Source organism: Streptomyces sp. NPDC039424, from assembly GCF_055639495.1.
The window spans coordinates 386,920-407,768 of sequence record NZ_JBVKAI010000004.1 but is presented as its reverse complement, the minus strand read 5'-3'; the positions used below and the strand labels follow the sequence as shown (position 1 = coordinate 407,768).

The 20,849-nt window shown below is 72.8% G+C and carries 18 protein-coding genes; 10 read left to right on the top strand and 8 right to left on the bottom strand.

Translation table 11 applies throughout. The features are described 5' to 3' along the window. The first annotated feature begins 58 nt into the window (after positions 1–58). Positions 59–3,382: a S8 family serine peptidase gene (locus tag ACZ7L0_RS13145; RefSeq protein ID WP_471242532.1), complete on the top strand. Its 3,324-nt coding sequence runs from the start codon at positions 59–61 to the stop codon at positions 3,380–3,382. 64 nt (positions 3,383–3,446) lie between these two features. Here the strand turns inward: ACZ7L0_RS13145 and ACZ7L0_RS13140 are convergent, their stop codons facing one another. Together ACZ7L0_RS13140 and ACZ7L0_RS13135 are read right to left on the bottom strand one after the other, a co-directional pair. Next, the gene (locus tag ACZ7L0_RS13140; protein ID WP_471242531.1) at positions 3,447–4,190 is read right to left on the bottom strand and encodes a hypothetical protein; all 744 of its coding nucleotides are present in this window, start codon (positions 4,188–4,190) and stop codon (positions 3,447–3,449) included. 1 nt (position 4,191) lies between these two features. Continuing rightward, a complete protein-coding gene (locus tag ACZ7L0_RS13135; protein WP_471242530.1) occupies positions 4,192–4,725 on the bottom strand; it encodes an RNA polymerase sigma factor in 534 nt (177 codons plus the stop codon). Positions 4,726–5,080: 355 nt separating this feature from the next. Between ACZ7L0_RS13135 and ACZ7L0_RS13130 the strand changes: the two genes are divergently transcribed. Then, positions 5,081–6,097 carry an aspartate-semialdehyde dehydrogenase gene (locus ACZ7L0_RS13130; protein WP_471242529.1) on the top strand — a complete coding sequence of 339 codons (1,017 nt, stop codon included), beginning with the start codon at positions 5,081–5,083 and terminating at the stop codon, positions 6,095–6,097. A 165-nt stretch (positions 6,098–6,262) separates the two neighbouring features. Further along, entirely contained in the window at positions 6,263–8,839 is a 2,577-nt protein-coding gene (pepN, locus tag ACZ7L0_RS13125) for an aminopeptidase N (protein WP_471242528.1), read from the top strand. Here the strand turns inward: pepN and ACZ7L0_RS13120 are convergent. Beyond that, complete coding sequence (locus tag ACZ7L0_RS13120; protein ID WP_471242527.1) at positions 8,836–9,777, bottom strand: EamA family transporter; 942 nt, start codon at positions 9,775–9,777, stop codon at positions 8,836–8,838. The genes pepN and ACZ7L0_RS13120 overlap by 4 nt on opposite strands. A 130-nt stretch (positions 9,778–9,907) precedes the next feature. Here ACZ7L0_RS13120 and ACZ7L0_RS13115 point away from each other — a divergent pair, with 130 nt between their 5' ends. Together ACZ7L0_RS13115 and ACZ7L0_RS13110 are read left to right on the top strand one after the other, a co-directional pair. Next, the gene (locus ACZ7L0_RS13115) at positions 9,908–10,417 is read left to right on the top strand and encodes a MarR family winged helix-turn-helix transcriptional regulator (protein WP_471242526.1); all 510 of its coding nucleotides are present in this window, start codon (positions 9,908–9,910) and stop codon (positions 10,415–10,417) included. Between the two features lie 56 nt (positions 10,418–10,473). Continuing rightward, a complete protein-coding gene (locus ACZ7L0_RS13110) occupies positions 10,474–11,043 on the top strand; it encodes a TetR/AcrR family transcriptional regulator (protein ID WP_471242525.1) in 570 nt (189 codons plus the stop codon). Positions 11,044–11,108: 65 nt separating this feature from the next. Here the strand turns inward: ACZ7L0_RS13110 and ACZ7L0_RS13105 are convergent, their stop codons facing one another. The 3 genes from ACZ7L0_RS13105 to ACZ7L0_RS13095 are packed head-to-tail and all read right to left on the bottom strand — an operon-like array spanning position 11,109 to position 13,762. Next, the gene (locus ACZ7L0_RS13105) at positions 11,109–11,384 is read right to left on the bottom strand and encodes a hypothetical protein (RefSeq protein WP_471242524.1); all 276 of its coding nucleotides are present in this window, start codon (positions 11,382–11,384) and stop codon (positions 11,109–11,111) included. A gap of 59 nt (positions 11,385–11,443) precedes the next feature. After that, positions 11,444–13,516, bottom strand: coding sequence for a 4-alpha-glucanotransferase (gene malQ / locus ACZ7L0_RS13100; protein WP_471242523.1), 2,073 nt, complete (start codon positions 13,514–13,516; stop codon positions 11,444–11,446). Beyond that, positions 13,517–13,762, bottom strand: a complete 246-nt coding sequence (locus tag ACZ7L0_RS13095) for a hypothetical protein (protein ID WP_471242522.1) — start codon at positions 13,760–13,762, stop codon at positions 13,517–13,519. It lies immediately after the preceding gene. Positions 13,763–13,960: 198 nt separating this feature from the next. Between ACZ7L0_RS13095 and ACZ7L0_RS13090 the strand changes: the two genes are divergently transcribed. From ACZ7L0_RS13090 to ACZ7L0_RS13080, 3 genes are read left to right on the top strand one after another with little or no spacing between them, the layout of a single operon-like run. Continuing rightward, a complete protein-coding gene (locus ACZ7L0_RS13090; RefSeq protein WP_471242521.1) occupies positions 13,961–14,494 on the top strand; it encodes a PadR family transcriptional regulator in 534 nt (177 codons plus the stop codon). Next, positions 14,491–15,189 carry an ABC transporter ATP-binding protein gene (locus tag ACZ7L0_RS13085; RefSeq protein ID WP_471242520.1) on the top strand — a complete coding sequence of 233 codons (699 nt, stop codon included), beginning with the start codon at positions 14,491–14,493 and terminating at the stop codon, positions 15,187–15,189. The genes ACZ7L0_RS13090 and ACZ7L0_RS13085 overlap by 4 nt, the downstream gene beginning before the upstream one ends. After that, positions 15,186–16,577: an FtsX-like permease family protein gene (locus ACZ7L0_RS13080; protein WP_471242519.1), complete on the top strand. Its 1,392-nt coding sequence runs from the start codon at positions 15,186–15,188 to the stop codon at positions 16,575–16,577. The genes ACZ7L0_RS13085 and ACZ7L0_RS13080 overlap by 4 nt, the downstream gene beginning before the upstream one ends. A gap of 86 nt (positions 16,578–16,663) precedes the next feature. On the opposite strand, the gene ACZ7L0_RS13075 is transcribed toward ACZ7L0_RS13080, so the two are convergent. Further along, positions 16,664–17,200 (bottom strand): HNH endonuclease, encoded by a 537-nt coding sequence (locus tag ACZ7L0_RS13075; protein WP_471242518.1) that lies wholly within the window; start codon positions 17,198–17,200, stop codon positions 16,664–16,666. Positions 17,201–17,506: 306 nt separating this feature from the next. Here ACZ7L0_RS13075 and ACZ7L0_RS13070 point away from each other — a divergent pair, with 306 nt between their 5' ends. Further along, positions 17,507–18,601 carry a mechanosensitive ion channel family protein gene (locus ACZ7L0_RS13070; RefSeq protein ID WP_471242517.1) on the top strand — a complete coding sequence of 365 codons (1,095 nt, stop codon included), beginning with the start codon at positions 17,507–17,509 and terminating at the stop codon, positions 18,599–18,601. On the opposite strand, the gene ACZ7L0_RS13065 is transcribed toward ACZ7L0_RS13070, so the two are convergent. Next, the gene (locus ACZ7L0_RS13065) at positions 18,594–19,214 is read right to left on the bottom strand and encodes a hypothetical protein (RefSeq protein WP_471242516.1); all 621 of its coding nucleotides are present in this window, start codon (positions 19,212–19,214) and stop codon (positions 18,594–18,596) included. The two genes, ACZ7L0_RS13070 and ACZ7L0_RS13065, sit on opposite strands and share 8 nt — an antisense overlap. A 367-nt stretch (positions 19,215–19,581) precedes the next feature. On the opposite strand from ACZ7L0_RS13065, the gene ACZ7L0_RS13060 reads away from it, so the two are divergent. Then, entirely contained in the window at positions 19,582–20,793 is a 1,212-nt protein-coding gene (locus ACZ7L0_RS13060) for an ROK family transcriptional regulator (RefSeq protein WP_471242515.1), read from the top strand. Positions 20,794–20,849: the final 56 nt, after the last annotated feature.

Here is a 20,849-nt window from a genome sequence, read left to right as displayed (position 1 = left end):
ATCCGCTGCCGCGACCAACGATCCGTGAGCACCGTTCCTTTACCTACAAGGGATGCAGATGACCCTCACCCCCCAGCGCGAACCCATACCCGGCGTCAGACGCCTGGCCCGCCTGGCCGTGGCCGTCGGCGTGGTGGCCGCGCTCTCCGCGGCCGGGCCGATACCCCTGGCCCTCGCCGCGCACCACTCCCCCGCCACGGCGGACCCCGGCGCCAAGCCGGCCCACGACAAGCTCGGGGCGGACGACGCCGGCCTGCTGGCCGACGCCAAGGCGGCCGGCGCCAAGGCGGCCGGCGCCAAGAACGTCACGATGATGATCGCGACCGCTCCTGGCCGGACCGAGCAGGTGGCCGAGGAGCTGGACGCGGTCAAGGGCGGCTCGGTGGGCCGTACGTACGACAGGCTCGGCTATGTCCGGGCGACCGTCCCGACCGGCAGGGCGGACTCGGCCATCGCCGCCGCCGCGAAGCTGTCCTCGGTGCACGCCATCGACCTGCGGCAGGAGATCCAGCTCGACGACCCGACGCCGAGCGCGGACACCGCGAAGGGCGCCGGCTCGGCCGCGGGGAAGACGGCCTACTCCGCGCCGAACAAGAACACCCCGGCGGAGAACCCGTACAACCCCTCCTTCGAGACGGGCGCGGTCGACTTCGTCCAGGACCACCCGAAGGCGGACGGCCGGGGCGTCACCATCGGCATCCTCGACTCCGGTGTGGACCTCGGGCACCCGGCGCTGCGGAAGACCACCACCGGCGAGCGGAAGATCGTCGACTGGGTGACCGCGACCGACCCGATCGTCGACAGCGACCAGACCTGGCGCCCGATGGTGACGGCCGTGTCCGGCCCCAGCTTCGGCTACGGCGGGAAGACCTGGACGGCGCCCTCCGGCTCGTACCAGGTGAGCACGTTCAAGGAGTCGTACACCACCGGCGGCGACGCGGCGGGTGACGCGAACCGGGACGGCGACACGACCGACTCCTGGGGCGTGCTGTACGACGCGGCGAACGGCACCGTCCGCGTCGACCTGGACAACGACTACGACTTCGGCGACGACACGCCGATGAAGCCGTACAAGGACGGCTACCAGGTCGGCTACTTCGGGACGGACGACCCGGCCACCGACGTCGTCGAGCGGCAGCCGTTCGTCGTGCAGATCCGCAAGGACGTGCCGATGGACCCCTACGGCGGGTCCTGGGTCGGCAAGAAGGCCGACTTCGTCAACATCGGCGTGATCGAGTCCGAGCACGGCACCCACGTCGCCGGCATCACCGCCGCCAACGGCCTGTTCGGCGGGAAGATGAACGGCGCGGCTCCCGGCGCGAAGATCGTCTCCTCCCGGGCCTGCACCTGGAGCGGCGGCTGCACCAACGTCGCGCTCACCGAGGGCATGATCGACCTGGTCGCGGGCCGGGGCGTCGACATCGTGAACATGTCGATCGGCGGTCTCCCGGCGCTGAACGACGGCAACAACGCGCGCGCCGAGCTGTACACACGGCTGATCGACACCTACGGCGTGCAACTGGTGATCTCGGCCGGCAACTCCGGTCCGGGCGCCAACACGATCGGCGACCCGGGCCTCGCCGACAAGGTCATCTCGGTCGGCGCGGGCATCTCCAAGGCCACCTGGGCCGCCAACTACGGCTCGCAGGTGGAGAAGAAGTACGCGCTGCTGCCCTTCTCCTCGCGCGGACCGCGTGAGGACGGCGGCTTCACGCCGACCCTCGTCGCACCCGGCGCGGCGATCAACACCACCCAGACCTGGCTGCCGGGTGCCCCGGTCGCCGAGGCGGGCTACTCGCTCCCGGCCGGCTACTCGATGCTCCAGGGCACCTCGATGGCGTCCCCGCAGGCGGCGGGCGCGAGCGCGCTGCTGCTGAGCGCGGCCAAGCAGAAGCACATCGAGCTGACGCCCGCCGCGCTGCGCACGGCGCTGACCTCGACCGCCGACCACATCAAGGGTGTGCAGGCGTACGAGGAGGGCGCGGGCCGGATCGACATCGTGGACGCGTGGGAGGCCGTCAAGGACGAGGCCGGCGCGCACGAGTACGCCGTGAAGGCCCCGGTCGACACCGCGATCGACGACGCGCTGAAGACACCGGGCTACGGCACGGGCCTGTACGACCGCGAGGGCGGGCTGAAGGCCGGTGCGAAGAAGACGTACGACGTCACGATCACCCGTACCTCCGGCCCCGACCGGGCGGTCCGGCACGAGCTGCACTTCGAGAACAACGCCGGTGGCACCTTCCGGATCGTCGGCGACGACGTGGTGCGGCTGCCGCTGAACGAGCCGGTGACCGTCAAGGTGCGGGCGGCGCCGAGGTCGGCGGGCATCAAGAGCGCGATCCTGGAGCTCGACGACCCGAAGACGGAGGGCGTCGACCGGCAGATCCTCACCACGGTCGTGGTGTCGACCCCGGCGAAGTACACCTTCTCCGCGTCGGCTTCCGTGCAGCGCAACAGCTCGCGGTCGTACTTCGTGACCGTGCCCGAGGGCGCCAGGTCGCTGGAGGTCGCGATCGGCGGGCTGAAGGGCAAGAGCCAGACGCGGTTCATCGCGATCCACCCCTACGGCACGCCGGTGGACACCACCTCGACGCCGTACTGCTACAACAACTACCTCGACGGCAACGGCTGCAAGCCCGACGTACGGTCGTACGCCGACCCGCAGGCCGGTGTCTGGGAGATCGAGGTCGAGTCGCGCCGCACCTCGCCGCTGCTCGACAACCCGTACAAGCTGGACCTCACCGTCCTGGGCGCGGCCTTCGACCCGGCGACCGTGACCGTCCCCGAGGCCAAGGTCGGCACCCCGGCCGCCGCCTCCTGGAAGGTGACCAACAAGTACGCCGCCCTGGAAGGCAAGCCGGTCGGCGGTCCGCTCGGCTCCTCCAAGACGGCCCGGCCCGCCGTCAAGGAGGGCGAGACCCAGACCACCACGGTCACCGTCCCCGAGGGCGCCAAGTCGCTGGACGTGGCCATCGGCGACGTCTCCGACGCCGCCGCCGACCTCGACCTGACGGTGTACGACGCGAACGGCACGCAGGTCGCGCAGTCCGCGGACGGCGACTCGGAGGAGGCGGTCTCCGTCGCCTCGCCCGCCGCCGGCACCTACACCATCCAGGTCGTGGGCTACTCGGTCCCGTCGGGCTCCACCGACTACGACTACCGGGACGTGTTCTTCTCCTCCGCGCTCGGCACCGTCACGGTCGACGGCTCGGCCCCGGTGAAGCTCGGCACGGGTGACTCGGCCACGGTGACCGGGCAGGTCACGGCCGCCGCCGAGGCCCCCGCGGGACGTGAGTTCTTCGGGCAGGTCCAGCTGGTCAACGCACGCGGCACGGTCGCGGGCGTGGGCAGCGTGAAGATCGAGAAGGTCACGCCGTAGCGGTTCGTACGGCTGTGGGGGCGGGCGTCCTGGCGGGCGCCCGCCCCTTTCTCATTCGCATTCCTCATTCGCAGGTCCCGGGCTGAAGCTCGGAGAGCTCCTCGGTGAGGGCGGCGCGTTCGCTGGTGATCTCGGTGCTGTCGGTGAGCCAGATGTCGGGGTTCGTGGCGCCCTTCCGGATGCCGGCGAGGACATGCTGGCCGGGCCGGGCGTCGGGCACGATCTCCCGTGCCACCAGGAAGGTCACCTCGTCCTTGCCCTTCTCGGGGATGTACGAGCGGGTCACGCGCAGGGTGACGCGGTCCTCTCCGGTGCCGGAGACCCGCCGCACCTTCGTGATGTCGCCCTCGACCAGGAGGCGGGCGCAGGCGAGGCGGCCGTCCTCCGCGGCGCGGCTGTCGGTGTTCGCCGACTTGTCACTGGCGCCGCTGCCGCTGTCGTCCAGGCCGTTGTTCGACGCGACGAGCCAGCCCATGCCCAGCACGGCGGAGGCCACGGCGGCCGTGATCAGCGTGCCGAGGGACACGGCCCGTACACCGGGGTGGCGGAGCCAGCGCTCCCGGGGGCGGACGGGTCGCGGCGCGGGACGGGGCCGGGGGGCAGGGTCCGCGGCCAGCGCGTCGCCGATGATCCCCAGGTGCTCGCGCAGCAGCGCCACATCCGCCGAGGCCGCCCGGTGTTCCGCCATGAAACCGGCGTCGGCGCGGGCCTCGTCGGTGGGCGGCTCGCCGGTGAGGACGGCCATCAGCGCGTCCAGGTCGCCGTCGGCGTCGCGGGCCTCGTCGTAGCCGTCGTGTTCGGCGGTCACGTCACACCACCTCGTCCTCGTGCAGGCGGACGCGCAGCGCCCGTACCGCCGTGTGCAGCCGGCTCTTGACGGTGCCCTCGGGGATGCCGAGTTCCTCGGCGATCGCGCGCACCGGCAGGTCGGCGTAGAAGCGCAGGACGAGGATCTGGCGCTGGCCGTCGGGCAGGTCGTCCAAGCCCCGGGCGACGGCGAGGGAGAGCAGGCTGGTGTCCTCGCCCGAGGGGTGTTCCGCCTGCCGGAACGAGGCCAGGCGCTCCCCGAGCCGTTCCTGGCGGCGCTTGGCGCGGTGCCAGTCCATGGCGAGGTTGGAGGCGACGACCGCCGCCCACGCGGACACGTCGCGCGGTGCCTCCTGGCCGTTCGCGGCCCGCTCCAGCAGCCGCAGGCGGACCTGCTGCACCCCGTCCGGCAGGTCCGCCTGCGGTACCCCGCCCAGCGCGAGCACCGCCCGCACCCGGCGTTCCTGTGCCGCGTCCAGCGGGTCGTCCCCAGCGTGGTCCGCCCCCTGGCCGCGGCGGGCCTTTCTGCGCAGCACAGCCGCTCCTCCCCTCGCCGCGTTTCTCCTAGGACGCCGGGGGGAGGTGAAACGTTCGGCGGGTGCGGTCCTCTTTTTCCGGGGGCGGGCAGAGGCGTACGTCACACCGCTGTGTGGGCGACGCGGCGATGGGCAGGGGCGGGGCAGCACAGCTTGCGGCGGGGAGCGCCCGGCGGGGAAGTTCCTCCAGCTCAGCGCGGTGCGGACGGCAGGACCGCAACCGGCCGCACGATGATCGCGTCCCATCCCTCGGGCACGCGCGGCAAAGAATTGGACACGCGGGCCAGGGGCGACCGCATGATGGAAAGGCCCCCGTCACGCAGGGGGCACCCGAAAGTCACACGAAGGAGTCGCAGTGAGGGTCGGAATCGTCGGAGCCACCGGTCAGGTCGGCACGGTCATGCGCAGGATCCTCGCGGAGCGTGACTTCCCCGTCACCGAGCTGCGGCTGTTCGCTTCGGCCCGTTCGGCCGGGTCGGTGCTGGACGGGGTGACGGTGGAGGACGCGGCGACCGCCGACTACACCGGTCTCGACATCGTCCTGTTCTCCGCGGGCGGCGCGACCTCCAAGGCGCTGGCCGAGAAGGTCGCCTCCCAGGGTGCCGTGGTGATCGACAACTCCTCGGCGTGGCGCAAGGACCCCGAGGTGCCGCTGGTGGTGTCCGAGGTGAACCCGCACGCGGCGGTGAACCGGCCCAAGGGGATCATCGCCAACCCGAACTGCACGACGATGGCCGCCATGCCGGTCCTGAAGCCGCTGCACGAGGAGGCGGGCCTGGAAGCGCTGGTCGTCGCCACCTACCAGGCGGTGTCCGGCTCCGGTGTGGCGGGCGTGGCGGAGCTGCACGGGCAGGCGCAGAAGGTGGTCGCCGACGCGGACAAGCTGACCCACAGCGGGGAGGCGCTCGACTTTCCCGAGCCGCAGGTCTACAAGCGCCCCATCGCCTTCAACGTGCTGCCGCTGGCGGGTTCGATCGTCGACGACGGTCTGAACGAGACCGACGAGGAGCAGAAGCTCCGCAACGAGTCCCGCAAGATCCTGGAGATCCCCGGGCTGAAGGTCTCCGGCACCTGTGTCCGCGTCCCGGTCTTCTCCGGGCACTCCTTGCAGGTCAACGCCCGCTTCGCCCGTCCGATCAGTGTGGAGCGCGCGACCGAGCTGCTGGGCGGTGCGCCGGGGGTCGCCCTCTCCGACATCCCGACCCCCCTCGAGGCGGCCGGCAAGGACGCCTCCTACGTGGGCCGTATCCGCCGCGACGAGACGGTGGACCACGGTCTCGCCCTGTTCATCTCCAACGACAACCTCCGCAAGGGCGCGGCGCTGAACGCCGTCCAGATCGCGGAGCTGGTGGCGGCGGAACTCAAGCGCTGACGCCCGTAGCGTCCGAAGGGCGGTCACTTACTTGGTGGCCGCCCTTTCGCATGCCCGAAAGCGGGCTTCGGACCCGCCAGGGGGCGGAGCCCCTGGTAGTCGTCGCCCCGTGTGGTGGTCCCATGGAAGGATGGCGCAACCGACACATAACGAGGAGATGACCGCGTGCCTGGCACAAACCTGACTCGCGAAGAGGCGCAGCAGCGGGCGAAGCTGCTCACCGTTGACTCGTACGAGATCGATCTCGACCTCTCCGGCGCGCAGGAGGGCGGTACCTACCGGTCCGTGACCACGGTGCGCTTCGACGTGGCGGAGAACGGCGCCGACTCCTTCATCGACCTGGTGGCGCCGACCGTCCACGAGGTGACCCTGAACGGCGACCCGCTGGAGCCGGCCGAGGTCTTCAAGGACTCGCGGATCGCCCTGCCGGGGCTGCTGGAAGGGCGCAACATCCTGCGGGTGGCCGCGGACTGCGCGTACACCAACACCGGCGAGGGCCTGCACCGCTTCGTGGACCCGGTGGACGACCAGGCCTATCTCTACACCCAGTTCGAGGTGCCGGACGCCCGCCGGGTCTTCGCCTCCTTCGAGCAGCCGGACCTGAAGGCCACCTTCCAGTTCACCGTGAAGGCGCCGACGGGCTGGACCGTCATTTCCAACTCGCCGACGCCCGAGCCCAAGGACGACGTCTGGGTCTTCGAGCCGACGCCGCGGATCTCGACGTACATCACCGCGCTGATCGTCGGGCCGTACCATTCCGTGCACAGCGTGTACGAGAAGGACGGGCAGTCCGTGCCGCTGGGCATCTACTGCCGGCCCTCCCTCGCGGAGTTCCTCGACTCGGACGCGCTGTTCGAGGTGACCCGGCAGGGCTTCGACTGGTTCCAGGAGAAGTTCGACTACGCGTACCCGTTCGAGAAGTACGACCAGCTCTTCGTACCGGAGTTCAACGCGGGCGCGATGGAGAACGCGGGTGCCGTCACCATCCGCGACCAGTACGTCTTCCGGTCCAAGGTGACGGACGCGGCGTACGAGGTGCGCGCGGAGACCGTGCTGCACGAGCTGGCCCACATGTGGTTCGGCGACCTGGTCACCATGGAGTGGTGGAACGACCTGTGGCTGAACGAGTCGTTCGCCACGTACACCTCCATCGCCTGCCAGGCCTCCGCGCCGGGCTCGCGCTGGCCGCACGCGTGGACCACCTTCGCCAACTCCATGAAGACGTGGGCCTACCGGCAGGACCAGCTGCCCTCCACGCACCCGATCATGGCGGAGATCAACGACCTGGACGACGTCCTCGTCAACTTCGACGGCATCACGTACGCCAAGGGCGCCTCGGTGCTGAAGCAGTTGGTCGCGTACGTCGGTGAGGACGAGTTCTTCCGGGGCGTGCAGGCCTACTTCAAGCGGCACGCGTTCGGCAACACGCGCCTGTCCGACCTGCTCGGCGCCCTGGAGGAGACCTCCGGGCGGGATCTGAAGACCTGGTCGAAGAAGTGGCTGGAGACCGCGGGGATCAACGTCCTGCGGCCGGAGGTCGAGACGGACGCCGAGGGTGTCATCACCTCCTTCGCGATCCGGCAGGAGGCCCCGGCGCTGCCCGCCGGCGCGAAGGGCGAGCCGACGCTGCGCCCGCACCGGATCGCGGTCGGCCTGTACGACCTGGACGGGGCGAGCGGCAAGCTGGTGCGCGGTGAGCGCGTGGAGCTGGACGTGGACGGCGAGCTGACGGCCGTACCGCAGCTGGTCGGCAAGCGCCGTCCGGCGGTGGTGCTGCTCAACGACGACGACCTGTCGTACGCCAAGGTGCGTCTGGACGAGCAGTCCCTGGCCTTCGTCACCGAGCACCTCGGCGACTTCGAGGCCTCGCTGCCGCGTGCCCTGTGCTGGGCGTCGGCGTGGGACATGACGAGGGACGGGGAGCTGGCGACCCGCGACTACCTGTCGCTGGTGCTGTCGGGTATCGCCAAGGAGTCGGACATCGGTGTCGTGCAGTCGCTGCACCGGCAGGTGAAGCTGGCGATCGAGCTGTACGCGGACCCGGCCGCCCGCGACGCCCTGCTCACCCGCTGGACGGACGCCACGCTGGCCCATCTGCGGGCGGCCGAGCCGGGCAGCGACCACCAGCTGGCGTGGGCGCGGGCCTTCGCGGCGACCGCCCGTACGCCGGAGCAGGTGGACCTGCTCGGCGCCCTGCTGGACGGTACGACGACGATCGAGGGCCTGGTCGTCGACACCGAGCTGCGCTGGGCGTTCGTGGAGCGGCTGACGGCCGTCGGGCACTACGACGAGGCCGATGTCGCGGGCGAGTACGAGCGGGACCGGACGGCGGCCGGTGAGCGGCACGCGGCGACCGCGCGGGCGGCGCGGCCGACGGAGGAGGCCAAGGCGGAGGCCTGGGCGTCGGTCATCGAGTCGGACAAGCTGCCGAACGCCGTGCAGGAGGCCGTCATCGGCGGCTTCGTCCAGACCGACCAGCGGGAGCTGCTGGCGTCCTACACGGACCGGTACTTCGAGGTCCTGAAGGACATCTGGGACTCGCGTTCGCACGAGATCGCCCAGCAGATCGTGATCGGCCTCTACCCCTCGCTCCAGGTCTCGCAGGACACCCTGGACAAGACGGACGCCTGGCTGGCCTCCGCCGAGCCCGCCCCGGCCCTGCGCCGGCTGGTCTCGGAGTCCCGGGCGGGCGTCGAGCGCGCCCTGAAGGCCCAGGCGGCGGACGCGGCGGCGGCCGTCTAGTCCTTCGCGCGTACGCCTGTGGGGCGCCCGGCAGCACGCCGGGCGCCCCTTTCCGTCGTTCGGGGGGCGGGCGGCGGGACGGGGCGCGCCCCCAGCTGCCCGGCCACCGTCGCCCCGAAGGCCAGCGCCATGCCCGCCAACTGGACCGGGGTCAGTGTCTGGCCGAGGGCCGCCCAGCCGAGGACGGCCGCCGTGAGGGGGGAGAGCGGGCCGAGGAAGGTGACCTGGGTGGCGGAGAGGCGGCCGATGCCGCGGAACCACAGCCAGTAGGCGACCGCGGTGTTCGCCAGGGCCAGGTACAGGTAGCCGCCGATCGCCCGGCCGTCGAGGGCGGGCGGCGCGCCCTCGGCGAGGAGGGCGACGGGGGCGATGAGCAGACCGCCCGCGGTGAGCTGCCAGCCGGTCAGCGCGAGCGGGCCGACGCCCTCGGGGCGGCCCCAGCGCTTGGTCAGCACGGTGCCGGTGGACATCGAGGCGGTGGAGGCGAGGGCGGCGAGCACGCCCACGGGGTCGAGGGCGCCCGCCGCCCTGAGCACGACCAGGCTCACTCCGAAGGCCGCCGCGACCCCGGTGAGCAGCGTGCGCGCGGTGGGCCGCTGCCCGAGCAGGGGCGCCGAGAGGCCGACGACGAACAGCGGGCCGACCGAGCCGACGACGGCGGCCATGCCGCCGGGCAGCCGGTACGCGGACAGGAACAGCAGCGGGAAGAAGGCACCGATGTTCAGCGCGCCGAGGACGGCGGCCTTCCACCACCAGGCGCCGCGCGGCAGGGCGCGGGAGAGCGCCAGCAGGAGCAGTCCGGCGGGCAGGGCGCGCATCAGGCCGGTGAACAGGGGGCGGTCGGCCGGGAGGAGCTCGGTGGTGACGGCGTAGGTGGTGCCCCAGGAGACGGGGGCGAGCGCGGTGAGGGCGATGAGCGCCGGGCGGCTTGCGGCCATGGAAGGGCCCCTTAGGGAACGCGGCGGCGGATGGGAAGGTAATGACTCAGTGATAAGTAGCTTAGCGCTAAGTGACTTAGCGTCAAGCCAGTTTCTTGCGAGCGACCGGAACCCGGCGGATACTCCCCGCATGAGCGCTGAGCAGAGGGACGCCGTCGACGCGATCATCGACCAGTGGGCGGCCGTGCGGCCCGACCTCGACACCGCCGCGATGGAGGTCTTCGGCCGGATCTTCCGGCTCTCGCGCGCGATGGGCGACCGGATGGAGAAGACGTACGAGCCCTACGGCATCTCGCGCGGCGAGTTCGACGTGCTGGCCACCCTGCGCCGCTCCGGCGAGCCCTACGCCCTCTCCCCCCGCCAGCTGTCGGCCACGCTCATGCTCACCACCGGCGGCATGACCGGCCGCCTCGACAAGCTGGAGCGGGCGGGACTGCTGCGCCGCTCCCCCGACCCGCACGACCGGCGCGGGCTGCGGGTGACCCTGACCGACGAGGGGCTGCGGCTGATCGACGAGGCGGTCGGGGCGGGCCTGGCGGAGCAGACGGCCGCCCTGTCCGTGCTGGCCGGGGAACAGGCCGGCCAACTGGCCGACCTGCTGCGGGAGCTGCTCGCGGGGGCGACGGAGAGCCGCTCGTAGCCCAGGAGGCCGAGCCGACGCCGACTGGTCAACGCTTGTTGGCCTACGCTCGTCGCATGAACGCCAGTACTCCCCGCCGCTCCGACGCCACCCGCAACGCGATCCTCACCGCCGCCCGCGAGCACTTCGCCACCGACGGATACGAGCGGGCCACCATCCGCGCCATCGCCAGGGACGCGCACATCGACCCGTCGATGGTGATGCGGTACTTCGGCAACAAGGAGGGCCTGTTCGCGGCGGCCGTGGCGCTCGACCTGCGGCTGCCGGAGCTGGGCGCGCTGCCGCGCGAGGAGGTCGGGAGGGCGCTGGTGACCCACTTCCTGGCCCTGTGGGAGGAGAACGAGGAGCTCACGGCCGTGCTCCGGGTCGGCGCCACCAACCGGGCCGGGGCCGAGCGCATGCAGGGCATCTTCCGGGACCAGCTGCTGCCCGTGGCCCGGCAGGCCTGTCCCGACCCCGAGCAGGCCCCGCTGCGGGCCGCGCTGTGCGCCTCGCAGCTGCTGGGGCTGGCGCTCACCCGCTATGTGCTGCGCCTGGAGCCGGCCGTGGCCCTGCGCCCCGAGGAGATCGTGGCGTGGCTCGCGCCGACCGTGCAGCGGTATCTGACGGCGTCCGGCCCCGCCTGAGCCGGAGCGCCCGCGCACACGCCGAGGGCGCCGGTCGCACCGGCGCCCTCGGCGGGAGGCATGGGTCAGGCCTTGGCCTGGGCCTTGACGTCGATGTTGGAGCTGGTGTCGTCCTTCTTGGCGTGGGACTTGTCCAGCACCATGACCAGGCCCGTGATGACCGCGAAGATGACGAGGGGCGCGACGACATAGAGGCCCAGCGTCTCCGCGACGTTGAGTCCCTTGCCGGGGTCGTCGCCGTCGTCGCGGGTCAGCGCGAGCGCGGGGGACGACATGAGCAGCATCATCAGCGTCGTACCGGCGGCCAGGGCGCCGGCGCGCAGGGCGTTCTTCTTGTCCACACCGCAAAACTAGCGAACGCCGCAACGGGCCGCGCGTCCGGGGTGCCGTATCGCGCGGCTCAGCCCTCCCTCAGCACCCGCAGCAGCGCCCGCATCCTCGGCGAGGCCGTCAGCTCCTCCAGGGTCACCGGGCGGCCCTCCGCGTCGGCGACGGGCAGCCGCCAGTTCGGGTACTGGTCCCAGGTGCCGGGGAGGTTCTGCGGGCGGCGGTCGCCGATGCCGTCGGGGAGCCAGACGCCGATCATGCGGGCGGGGGTGCGCAGCAGGAAGCGGTGGACGGCCTGGATCCGCGCCTCCTCGTCCGCGCCGCCGCCGTCGCCCGCCGCCGCGCCGTCGAGCAGGCCGAGCCGGGTGAGCTGCGTCAGCCACTCCCGTGCGTCGGCGCCCGCCTCCGCCCGTTCTTCCGCCACCGGGCGGGTCAGCAGGCCGAGGCGGTCGCGCAGGTCGACGTGCTCGCCGGTGAGGCGGGCGGCGGTGGGTGGCAGGTCGTGGGTGGTGGCGGTGGCCAGGCAGTCGGCGCGCCAGCTCTCGGGCGCCAGCGGACGGCCGTCGCCCTCCCAGTCGCGTTCGAACCACAGCACGGACGTCCCGAGCACCCCGCGCCGCTGGAGCGTCTCGCGCACGCCCGGCTCCACGGTGCCCAGGTCCTCGCCGATCACCACCGCCCCGGCCCGGGAGGCCTCCAGCGCGAGCAGGGCGAGCATGGCCTCGGCGTCGTAGCGGACGTACGTGCCCTCGGTCGGCGGCTGTCCCTGCGGCACCCACCACAGCCGGAACAGGCCCATGACGTGGTCGATGCGCAGCGCGCCGGCGTAGCGGAAGAGGGCGCGCAGCAGGCGGCGGTAGGGGGCGTGGCCGGAGGCGGCCAGGCGGTCGGGGCGCCAGGGCGGCAGGCCCCAGTCCTGGCCGCGCGCGTTGAAGGCGTCCGGCGGGGCGCCGACCGACATCCCGGCGGCGAAGTACTCCTGCTGCGCCCAGGCGTCGGCGCCGCCGGGGTGTACGCCGACCGCGAGGTCGTGGACGACCCCGACCGGCATGCCCGCCTCGCGGGCGGCCCGCTGGGCGGCGGTGAGCTGCTCGTCGGTGAGCCAGGCGAGCCAGGAGTGGAAGCCGACGCGGTCGGCCAGTTCGGCGCGGGCCCGGGCGGTCTCGGGCGAGCGGGGGTCGCGCAGCCCGGCGGGCCAGCGCTGCCAGTCGGAGCCGTGCGCCTCGGCGAGGGCGTACCAGGTGGCGTGGTCCTCCAGGGCCTGGCCCTGCTCGGCGCGGAAGCGGTCGTACGCGGCCTGTCTGCCCGGCCCCGGCGGGACCTCGCGCACGCGCTCCAGTGCCTCCCGCTTCAGTTCCCACACCGCGTCCCGGTCGATCAGCGCGCCCTTGTCGAGCACCGAGGAGCGCAGCCGCGCGGCCCGGTCGAGGAGCGCGCGCAGGGGCTCACGGTCCTCGGCGTACGCGTACTCGGGGACGTTCTCCACCCGCAGGTGCACCGGGTCGGGGAAGCGGCGGGAGGAGGGACGGTACGGGGAGGGGTCGGTGGGGGCGCCTGGTACGGCCGCGTGCAGCGGGTTGACCTGCACGAACCCGGCGCCGGCCGTGCGTCCGGCCCAGGCGGCGAGCTCGGCGAGGTCCCCGAGGTCGCCCATGCCCCAGGAGCGGGCGGAGAGCAGGGAGTAGAGCTGGACGAGGAGCCCGTAGGAGCGTCCGGTGGGGGTGGGCAGCCGGGGCGGGGCCACGATCAGGTGGGTGTCGGCCGTGCGCCCGTCGGGGGCGGTGGCGGTGACGCGGTGGACGCCGGGCGGGAGGTGTCCGGCGGCGGCCCGGGTCTCGCCCTGCTCGGTCTCGATCCGCAGCCGGGTGCCGGCGGGCAGGGCCGCGAGGGCGGCGGGGGCGGCGGCCGTGTCCGTCCAGTGGACCAGGGTCGGCGGCAGCAGCCGCTCGCGCAGCTCCCGTTCCCGGTCGGCGAGGGCGGCGCGGGTGGCCGCGGGGGTGGCGGCGTCGACGCCCAGGGCGGCCAGGGCGGCGGCGACGGCGCCGGCGGAGGCCGCGACCGTGCGGTCGGGGGACGGGCTGTAGGAGGTGGCGACTCCGTGCAGCTCCGCGAGCCGGGACAGCTCCTCGTCGAGGGGTCCGGCCATCTACAGCCCCGGGCCGTAGGAGTCCGGGGTCGGGTCGGACTCGCTGGTCAGCGGGGCGGCGTCGGCGATCGGCGGTTCACTTGTCAGCGGTTCGGCGTCGGGCAGGGGGGGTTCACTCGTCAGCGGCGCCTCGGCGCAGCTGCCCTCCGCGCTGAAGACGCAGGCGTACAGCTCCTGGGTGTCGGCGGACGGCTCCGCCGAGGGTTTGGAGAGGGCCGGGAGCAGGGTGTGTGCCGGTGCGGCCACGGGGGCCTCCTTAGTCGGTACGTCGGTCGGTACGGCCATGTGGCGGGATACCGCAGCCCTACCCAGTGGACGCGATGACAGACGTACGGGAAAGAACAACGTGACGCATACGTCATCCCGGCTGTCATGCGGGCCGGCGCTTCTCGCACTGCGAGGGACTATTCACTCAGTACATGTAGCGCGTATATAGTGATCGACATGAGCACCCGGCACATCCTTCTGGGGCTGCTCGCGGCGGGGTCGAGCCATGGCTACGACCTCAAGCGACGCCACGACGAACGCTTTCCGCAGGCCCGTCCGCTGGCCTACGGGCAGGTCTACACGACCCTGCAACGCCTGGTCCGCGACGGTCTCGCGGAGGTCGACGGCACCGACGCGGACGGGGGCCCGGAGCGGACCCTGTACCGCTCCACGGACACCGGCGCGCACGAGCTGGCCCACTGGGCGGGTGAGATCGCCCCGCCCGCGCCCTTCGTGACGAACGAGATCTTCGCCAAGGTCGTCGTGTCGATCCTCGCGGGCGGCGACCCGGCCGCCTATCTCCGGGCCCAGCGCGCCGCGCACATGGAGCGGATGCGGGAACTCACAGCGGTCAAGACCGCCCGGGACGCGGACCTCGCGACCGTGCTCTCGGCGGACTTCGCCCTCAACCACCTCGACGCCGACCTCCGCTGGATGCACACCACGGCGGCCCGGCTGACCACTCTGACCGCGGAGGTCGACGCAGCATGAGCAACAAGGGGGACGCCTCGGTGCCGCTTCTGGCGGGCCGGGACCTCGTCAAGGCACACGGCAGGACGCGGGCGCTGCGCGGCGCCTCGGTGGAGCTGCGCGCCGGCGAGATCCTCGCCGTGACGGGGGCCAGCGGCAGCGGCAAGTCGACGCTGCTGCACTGCCTGGCCGGGATCGTCCGCCCGGACGAGGGCTCGGTGGCCTACGCCGGGCAGCGGCTCGACCAGCTGCCGGAGAAGCGGCTGAGCGAGCTGCGCCGCACCGACTTCGGCGTGGTCTTCCAGTTCGGGCAGCTGATCCCCGAGCTGACGGCCGCGGACAACGTGGCGCTGCCGCTGATGCTGGCCGGAACCGACCGCGCCGAGGCCCGGGGGCGGGCCGGCGAGTGGCTGGAGCGGTTCGGGGTGCGCGGGCAGGAGGCACTGCGGCCGGGCGAGATGAGCGGCGGCCAGGCCCAGCGGGTCGCCCTGGCCCGGGCGCTTGTGACCGGCCCGAAGGTGGTCTTCGCCGACGAGCCGACCGGGGCGCTGGACTCGCTGGCGACCGAGCAGGTGATGACGGCCCTGGTGCACACCGCCCGCGAGTCGGGCACCGCGGTACTGCTGATCACGCACGACGCCCAGGTGGCGGCGTACGCGGACCGCGAGGTGCGGCTGAGCGACGGCGTCGCGGTGCCGGCGGAGGTGGCGGCGTGACGACGGACGTACGCAGCGACGCCCGGGGTGCCGTGTCGGCCGACGTCCGGCTCGCCTGGCAGCTCACCCGGGGCTCGGACCGGCAGGAGTGGTGGCGGGCCGGGCTGACGGCGGCCGGGGCCGCGCTGGCCACGGGGTTCGCCCTCACGGCCGTGGCGCTGGGCTCGCTCCGCGGGCATCACGAGGTGCCCTTCGCCAGCGGCCTGCTGGACGACCCGGGCGAGCGCTCGGGGGTGATCGTCAGCCTGCTGCTCCTGCTGGTGCCGGTGCTGGGGTTCCTCGGGCAGTGCGCCCGGATCGGCGCCGTGCACCGCGACCGGCGGCTGGCCGGGCTGCGGCTGGCGGGCGCCACCCCGGCCCAGGTGCGCCGGATCGCCGCCCTGGAGACGGGGCTGTCCTGTCTGCTGGGCGCGGTCCTCGCCACGGCCGTCGCGGTCCCGGTCCTGCTGGGCCTGTGGGACAGCCCGACCGTCTGGACCTGGGCCGGGATCGCGATGGTCCTGGTGGGTGTGCCGGTGCTGGGTGCGGCCGCGAGCGCGCTGGCGCTGCGCCGGGTGGTGGCCTCGCCGCTCGGGTGGGTGCGCCGGGTGCGGCCGAGCAGCGGGCGGGGGCCGGGGGTGCTGTTCGCGGGCGGTGTGGTGGTCGTACTGCTCCTGGCTCTCTGGGCGGCCGGGAACACCTCCGGCAGCGACCGCGGCCGGCTGCCGCTGACGGTGTTCGCACTGGTCCTCGTGGTCGGCGCGGGCACGGTGTGGCTGGCCGGGGGCACGGCCAAGGCGGTCGGGCGGCTGCTGGCGGGCCGGGCCCGTTCCGCGGCGACGCTGATCGCGGCGGAACGGCTGCGCGACGACCCCTGGGCCGCGGCCCGTACGCACGCCGCGGTGCTGCTGGTCACGATCGTCGGCACGGGCTTCGTCGGGGTCCGGCAGGTGCTCCTGGCCGACCTGCACGGCGCGGCGCGCGAGGGCCACCTGGGCATGCGCATGTCCTTCTACACGACGGGCATCGACCTGACCGCCGCCGCGATCCTCGTCGGCCTCGCGATCACCCTCTCCGGGCTCGCCGTCGGCACCGCCGAGTCGCTGGCGAACCGCCGTCGCGGCCTGGCCGCGCAGGTCGCCGCGGGAGTGCCGCGGGCGGTGCTCGGCCGGGCGCTGCTCCTGGAGACCGCGCTGCCGCTGGCCCCCGCGGTCGCGCTGGCGGGCGGCGGCGGCATGGCGATCGGCATCTGGTACGCCTCGCTGCAGCAGGAGTACGCCACCCAGAGCGTGCCGTACGCCGCGCTGCTGGTCCCGCTGGGCGTGTACGCGTGCTGCCTGCTGGCGGCGGCCACCTCGCTGCCCCTGCTGCGCCGCTCGGTGCACCCGGCGGAGCTGCGCTACTCGTGATGCTCCGGCTCCGGGGGCACGGGGGACCCTCGGAGCCGGTCACCGCCGGCTCAGGCAGCCGCGACGCAATACGAAGACCCGGATCGTCAGGCGGAAATGCCGTCGATCCGGGCCAGGGCGTCGTCCGCGCCGAACGGCTGCAAGTACGGCATCCAGCGCGGGTCCCTGTGGCCGGTCCCGATGATGCGCCAGGCCAGACCGGTGGGCGGGGCGGGTTTGTGGCGCAGCCGCCAGCCGATCTCGACGAGATGGCGGTCGGCCTTCACGTGGTTGCAGCGGCGGCAGGACGCCACCACGTTGTCCCAGACGTGCTTGCCCCCGCGGCTGCGCGGGATGACGTGGTCGACGCTGGTTGCGACGCCACCGCAGTACATGCACCGGCCCCCGTCGCGCGCGAAGAGCGCTCGGCGGGTAAGAGGAACGGGCCCCCGGTAGGGAACCCGTACGAATCGCTTGAGCCGGACCACGCTGGGTGCGGGGACTGTGACGGTCGCGCTGTGCATGTAGGCGCCGGATTCCTCGAGGGAGACGGCCTTGTTCTCCAGGACGAGGACGAGCGCGCGGCGGAGCGGTACGACGCCGAGCGGCTCGTACGACGCGTTGAGGACCAGGACGTGCGGCACGGGTGCCTCCTTGGGCGTCGGCGGCGCGTGGCTCGCGCCGGGACGAACTGCAGTCAGTCTCCCCTCCGGGCTGGTGGAAGCGCCACCATCTCCCGGTAACGGGCTGGGAGTGTTTTCGACCACACCTGATTCATCCCCCCGAGCATGGCCTGTTCAAGCCCGGGTGAGTCCGGTCTCTCCTGTGCGGATCGGCGCGGAGCACACACAATGCCCCGTTAGTGTGTTTGTCCTGTCCGACCGGTGACCTTTTCGTGACCTTGACCGCCCCACCGGAGCGGACCGCGCCGCACCGTGGAGGTACCTGCCGTGTCCTTGCCCGTCGTCCTAATGGCCGCCGGCGCGACGCCGTCGCCGTCCCCCTCGGGGTCGACGGCGCCGGCCGTGCCGTCGCTCCAGGACGCCCAGGAGAGCGCGACGAACGCGGCGAGCTGGGTGGAGCAGAACTGGTCGACCTGGCTCGCGATGGGTCTGCAGATCCTGCTGGTCGTGGTGGTGGCGGTCGCGCTCAGAGCGGCGGTGCGGCGGGCGATCACCCAGCTGATAGACCGGATGACCCGGAGCGTGCAGGCGGTGGACGGCTCCGCGCTGGGCGGGCTGCTGGTCAACGCCGAGCGGCGCCGGCAGCGCGCCGCGGCGATCGGCTCGGTGCTGCGCTCGGTGGCCAGCTTCCTGATCCTCGGCACGGCCGCGCTGATGGTGCTGTCCACCTTCAAGATCAACCTGGCCCCGCTGCTGGCGTCTGCCGGTGTCGCCGGTGTCGCCATCGGTTTCGGTGCCCGCAACCTGGTCACGGACTTCCTCTCCGGCGTCTTCATGATCCTCGAGGACCAGTACGGCGTCGGCGACACGATCGACGCGGGGGTGGCCTCGGGCGAGGTGGTCGAGGTCGGCCTGCGCGTGACCAAGCTGCGCGGCGACAACGGCGAGATCTGGTACGTCCGCAACGGCGAGGTCAAGCGCATCGGCAACCTCTCGCAGGGCTGGGCCACGGCGGGTGTCGACGTCACCGTGAAGGCGAACGAGGACCTGGACCGGGTGAAGGCCACCCTCGACGAGGTCGCCGAGAAGATGAGCAAGGAGGAGCCCTGGAACGAGCTCCTGTGGGGCCCCATCGAGGTCCTCGGCCTGGACAGCGTGCTCATCGACTCGATGGTCGTCCGCGTCTCCGCCAAGACCATGCCGGGCAAGTCGGTGACGGTGGAGCGCGAGCTGCGCTGGCGCATCAAGCGGGCCTTCGACGCGGCGAGCATCCGCATCGTGGGCGGCGCGACGGCCGTCCCGGAGGACGAGGCCCCCGACCCCACGGCCACGGTGGCCGCGCCCTCGGTCTACTCCAACGCGGACTCCCCGCAGACGGCGGCCGCGACCCCGATCAGCCCGCAGCGGGCGGCCCCTAAGTAGTCCGTCGGCCGCAGGTCAGCCGGTACGCCTCGCGGACCCAGGGCTCCTTACCGGGGCTGACGCCGCACTCCAGCAGGGCGCTGCTGTTGCCGTACCAGGTCGTGGCACTGCCGTACACGGGCGTGTCGCGGCCGGGGCAGTCGACGGTGAAGCTCGCCTCGACGACCTTGACGCCGTCGGCCTGGACGAAGCGGCCGGAGTCCGTGAAGGGACCGATCAGGATCTTGCTCTTCGTCCGCCCGGCGGTCGACTCCCCAGGGCCCGCCAGCATCGTGGAGTCGAGGCTCAGGTGGCCGGCGAGGGACCGGATGACCTGACGGCCCGAAACACCCGGCGCGCTCGTCTCGAAGCGGGCCGTCACACCGCGTACCCGGACTTTGGGGAAGCGGGTCTTTCCGGCACCCTTGCCGATCCGCAGCACCGGCGAGACCTCGGTCAGCCGCGTCTCCGCCTCCGAGGCGGCCCACCGCAACGAACCGGACGCACAGGCCGAGACGGAGGGCGACGCTGAGGGCGACGGCGAGGTTGCGGTACGGGTCGCCCGGGTCTGCGGCGTGCACGCGCTGACCACCGTGCACAACAGCAGGGCCACCGCCAGGTGATACCGCCTCATGAGATCTCCCCGGCACGCTCGGCGCCCGTCGCGAAGCAACGAATCAGGCACTGCACCGCCATGAGGGGCGCGATCGACTCCAGCGCGGTCAGCCAGGGCTTCCGCAGCGGTACTTCATGGGGCACGAAGTGGATCAAAGAGCAGGAAGCTGTGCAGGAAAACCCTTCGACCTGCGAAGACGAAGATCGTGACGCAGTCGTGATTCAAAGACTGCGTCACCTCGGGCCGGTGTCTATTGACGTCCTCTTCGTCCTGGGCTTACTTTCCTCCCACCCGATAGGAAACTTTCCTAACAGTGGTCGACGAGTGGACGTGATCCCCCGGTCGCTGGGAAGCTGGGCAGCTGGAAAGGCAGGTGTCGACCCACATGGCAGGATCCGCCGGTACGCCGGGCACCCCACGCGTCCTGCGCGCCATGAACGACCGCGCCGCCCTCGATCTCCTCCTGGAGCACGGGCCGCTGTCCCGCACGCGGATCGGCAAGCTCACCGGCCTGTCCAAGCCGACCGCCTCCCAGCTGCTGGCCCGCCTGGAGGCGGCGGGCCTGGTCCTGGCCACCGGCACCAGCGAGGGCCGACCGGGCCCCAACGCGCAGCTGTACGCGGTCAACCCCGCCGCCGCCCACGCCGCCGGGCTCGACGTCACTCCCGGCCGCATCCGCGCCGCCGTCGCCGACATCACCGGCCGCACGGTGGGCGAGTACGAACTGCCCACCCCCGGCAGGCACCCGGAACAGCCCGTGGTCCGGCAGGTCACCGACGCCCTCGACGGCGCGGTGAAGGCCGCTGGACTGGCCCGGGACGACGTCCACCGGCTGGTCATCGGCACCCCGGGCGCCTTCGATCCGGGCACCGGCCGCCTGCGTTACGCCTCCCACCTGCCCGGCTGGCACTCCCCCGCGCTGCTCGACGAACTCGCCGCCGCGCTGCCGATGCCGGTCGAGTACGAGAACGACGTCAACCTCGTCGCGATAGCGGAGCAGCGGCTCGGCGCTGCCCGGGGCCACGGGGACTTCGTCCTGCTGTGGAACCAGGAGGGCCTCGGCGCCGCCCTGGTCCTCGGCGGGCGACTGCACCGCGGCTGGACCGGCGGCGCCGGCGAGGTCGGCTTCCTGCCGGTGCCGGGCACCCCGCTGGTCCGCCAGGTGACCAAGGCCAACAGCGGCGGTTACCAGGAGCTGGCCGGTTCACAGGCCATCCCCCGGCTGGCCCGGGAGCTGGGCGTCGAGGACGTACCCACGGGCCCGTACGCCGAGGCCGCCGCCGAACTGGTGGCCCGTGCCGCCGACCACGCGGGCGGACCGCACCGGCAACTGCTGCAGACCTACGCCACCCGGCTCGCCACCGGTCTCGCCTCCCTCGTCTCCGTCCTCGACCCCGAACTCGTCGTCCTCAGCGGCGCCTCCCTCACCGCCGGCGGCGAGGTGCTGCGCGCGCTCGTCCAGGCCGAGCTGGAGGAACTGGCGGCACCGCGCCCGCGCCTGGTCGTGGGCGACGTCCGTGAACATCCCGTCCTGCGCGGCGCGCTGGAGAGCGCGCTCGCCACCACCCGCGACGAGGTCTTCGACACCTCGCGCTGAGTCCTCCCGCACGTCCCGCACGGTTCTTTCCCGCACGGCTCTCTTCCCGCACGACC

Bases quoted from the DNA above. Each gene is read 5' to 3' on its own strand.
- ACZ7L0_RS13145 (WP_471242532.1), top strand. From the start codon at position 59: ATGACCCTCACCCCCCAGCGCGAACCCATACCCGGCGTCAGACGCCTG.
- ACZ7L0_RS13120 (WP_471242527.1), bottom strand. From the start codon at position 9,777: ATGGCCGCAAGCCGCCCGGCGCTCATCGCCCTCACCGCGCTCGCCCCC.
- ACZ7L0_RS13115 (WP_471242526.1), top strand. From the start codon at position 9,908: ATGAGCGCTGAGCAGAGGGACGCCGTCGACGCGATCATCGACCAGTGG.
- ACZ7L0_RS13110 (WP_471242525.1), top strand. From the start codon at position 10,474: ATGAACGCCAGTACTCCCCGCCGCTCCGACGCCACCCGCAACGCGATC.
- malQ (WP_471242523.1), bottom strand. From the start codon at position 13,516: ATGGCCGGACCCCTCGACGAGGAGCTGTCCCGGCTCGCGGAGCTGCAC.
- ACZ7L0_RS13090 (WP_471242521.1), top strand. From the start codon at position 13,961: ATGAGCACCCGGCACATCCTTCTGGGGCTGCTCGCGGCGGGGTCGAGC.
- ACZ7L0_RS13085 (WP_471242520.1), top strand. From the start codon at position 14,491: ATGAGCAACAAGGGGGACGCCTCGGTGCCGCTTCTGGCGGGCCGGGAC.
- ACZ7L0_RS13065 (WP_471242516.1), bottom strand. From the start codon at position 19,214: ATGAGGCGGTATCACCTGGCGGTGGCCCTGCTGTTGTGCACGGTGGTC.
- ACZ7L0_RS13060 (WP_471242515.1), top strand. From the start codon at position 19,582: ATGGCAGGATCCGCCGGTACGCCGGGCACCCCACGCGTCCTGCGCGCC.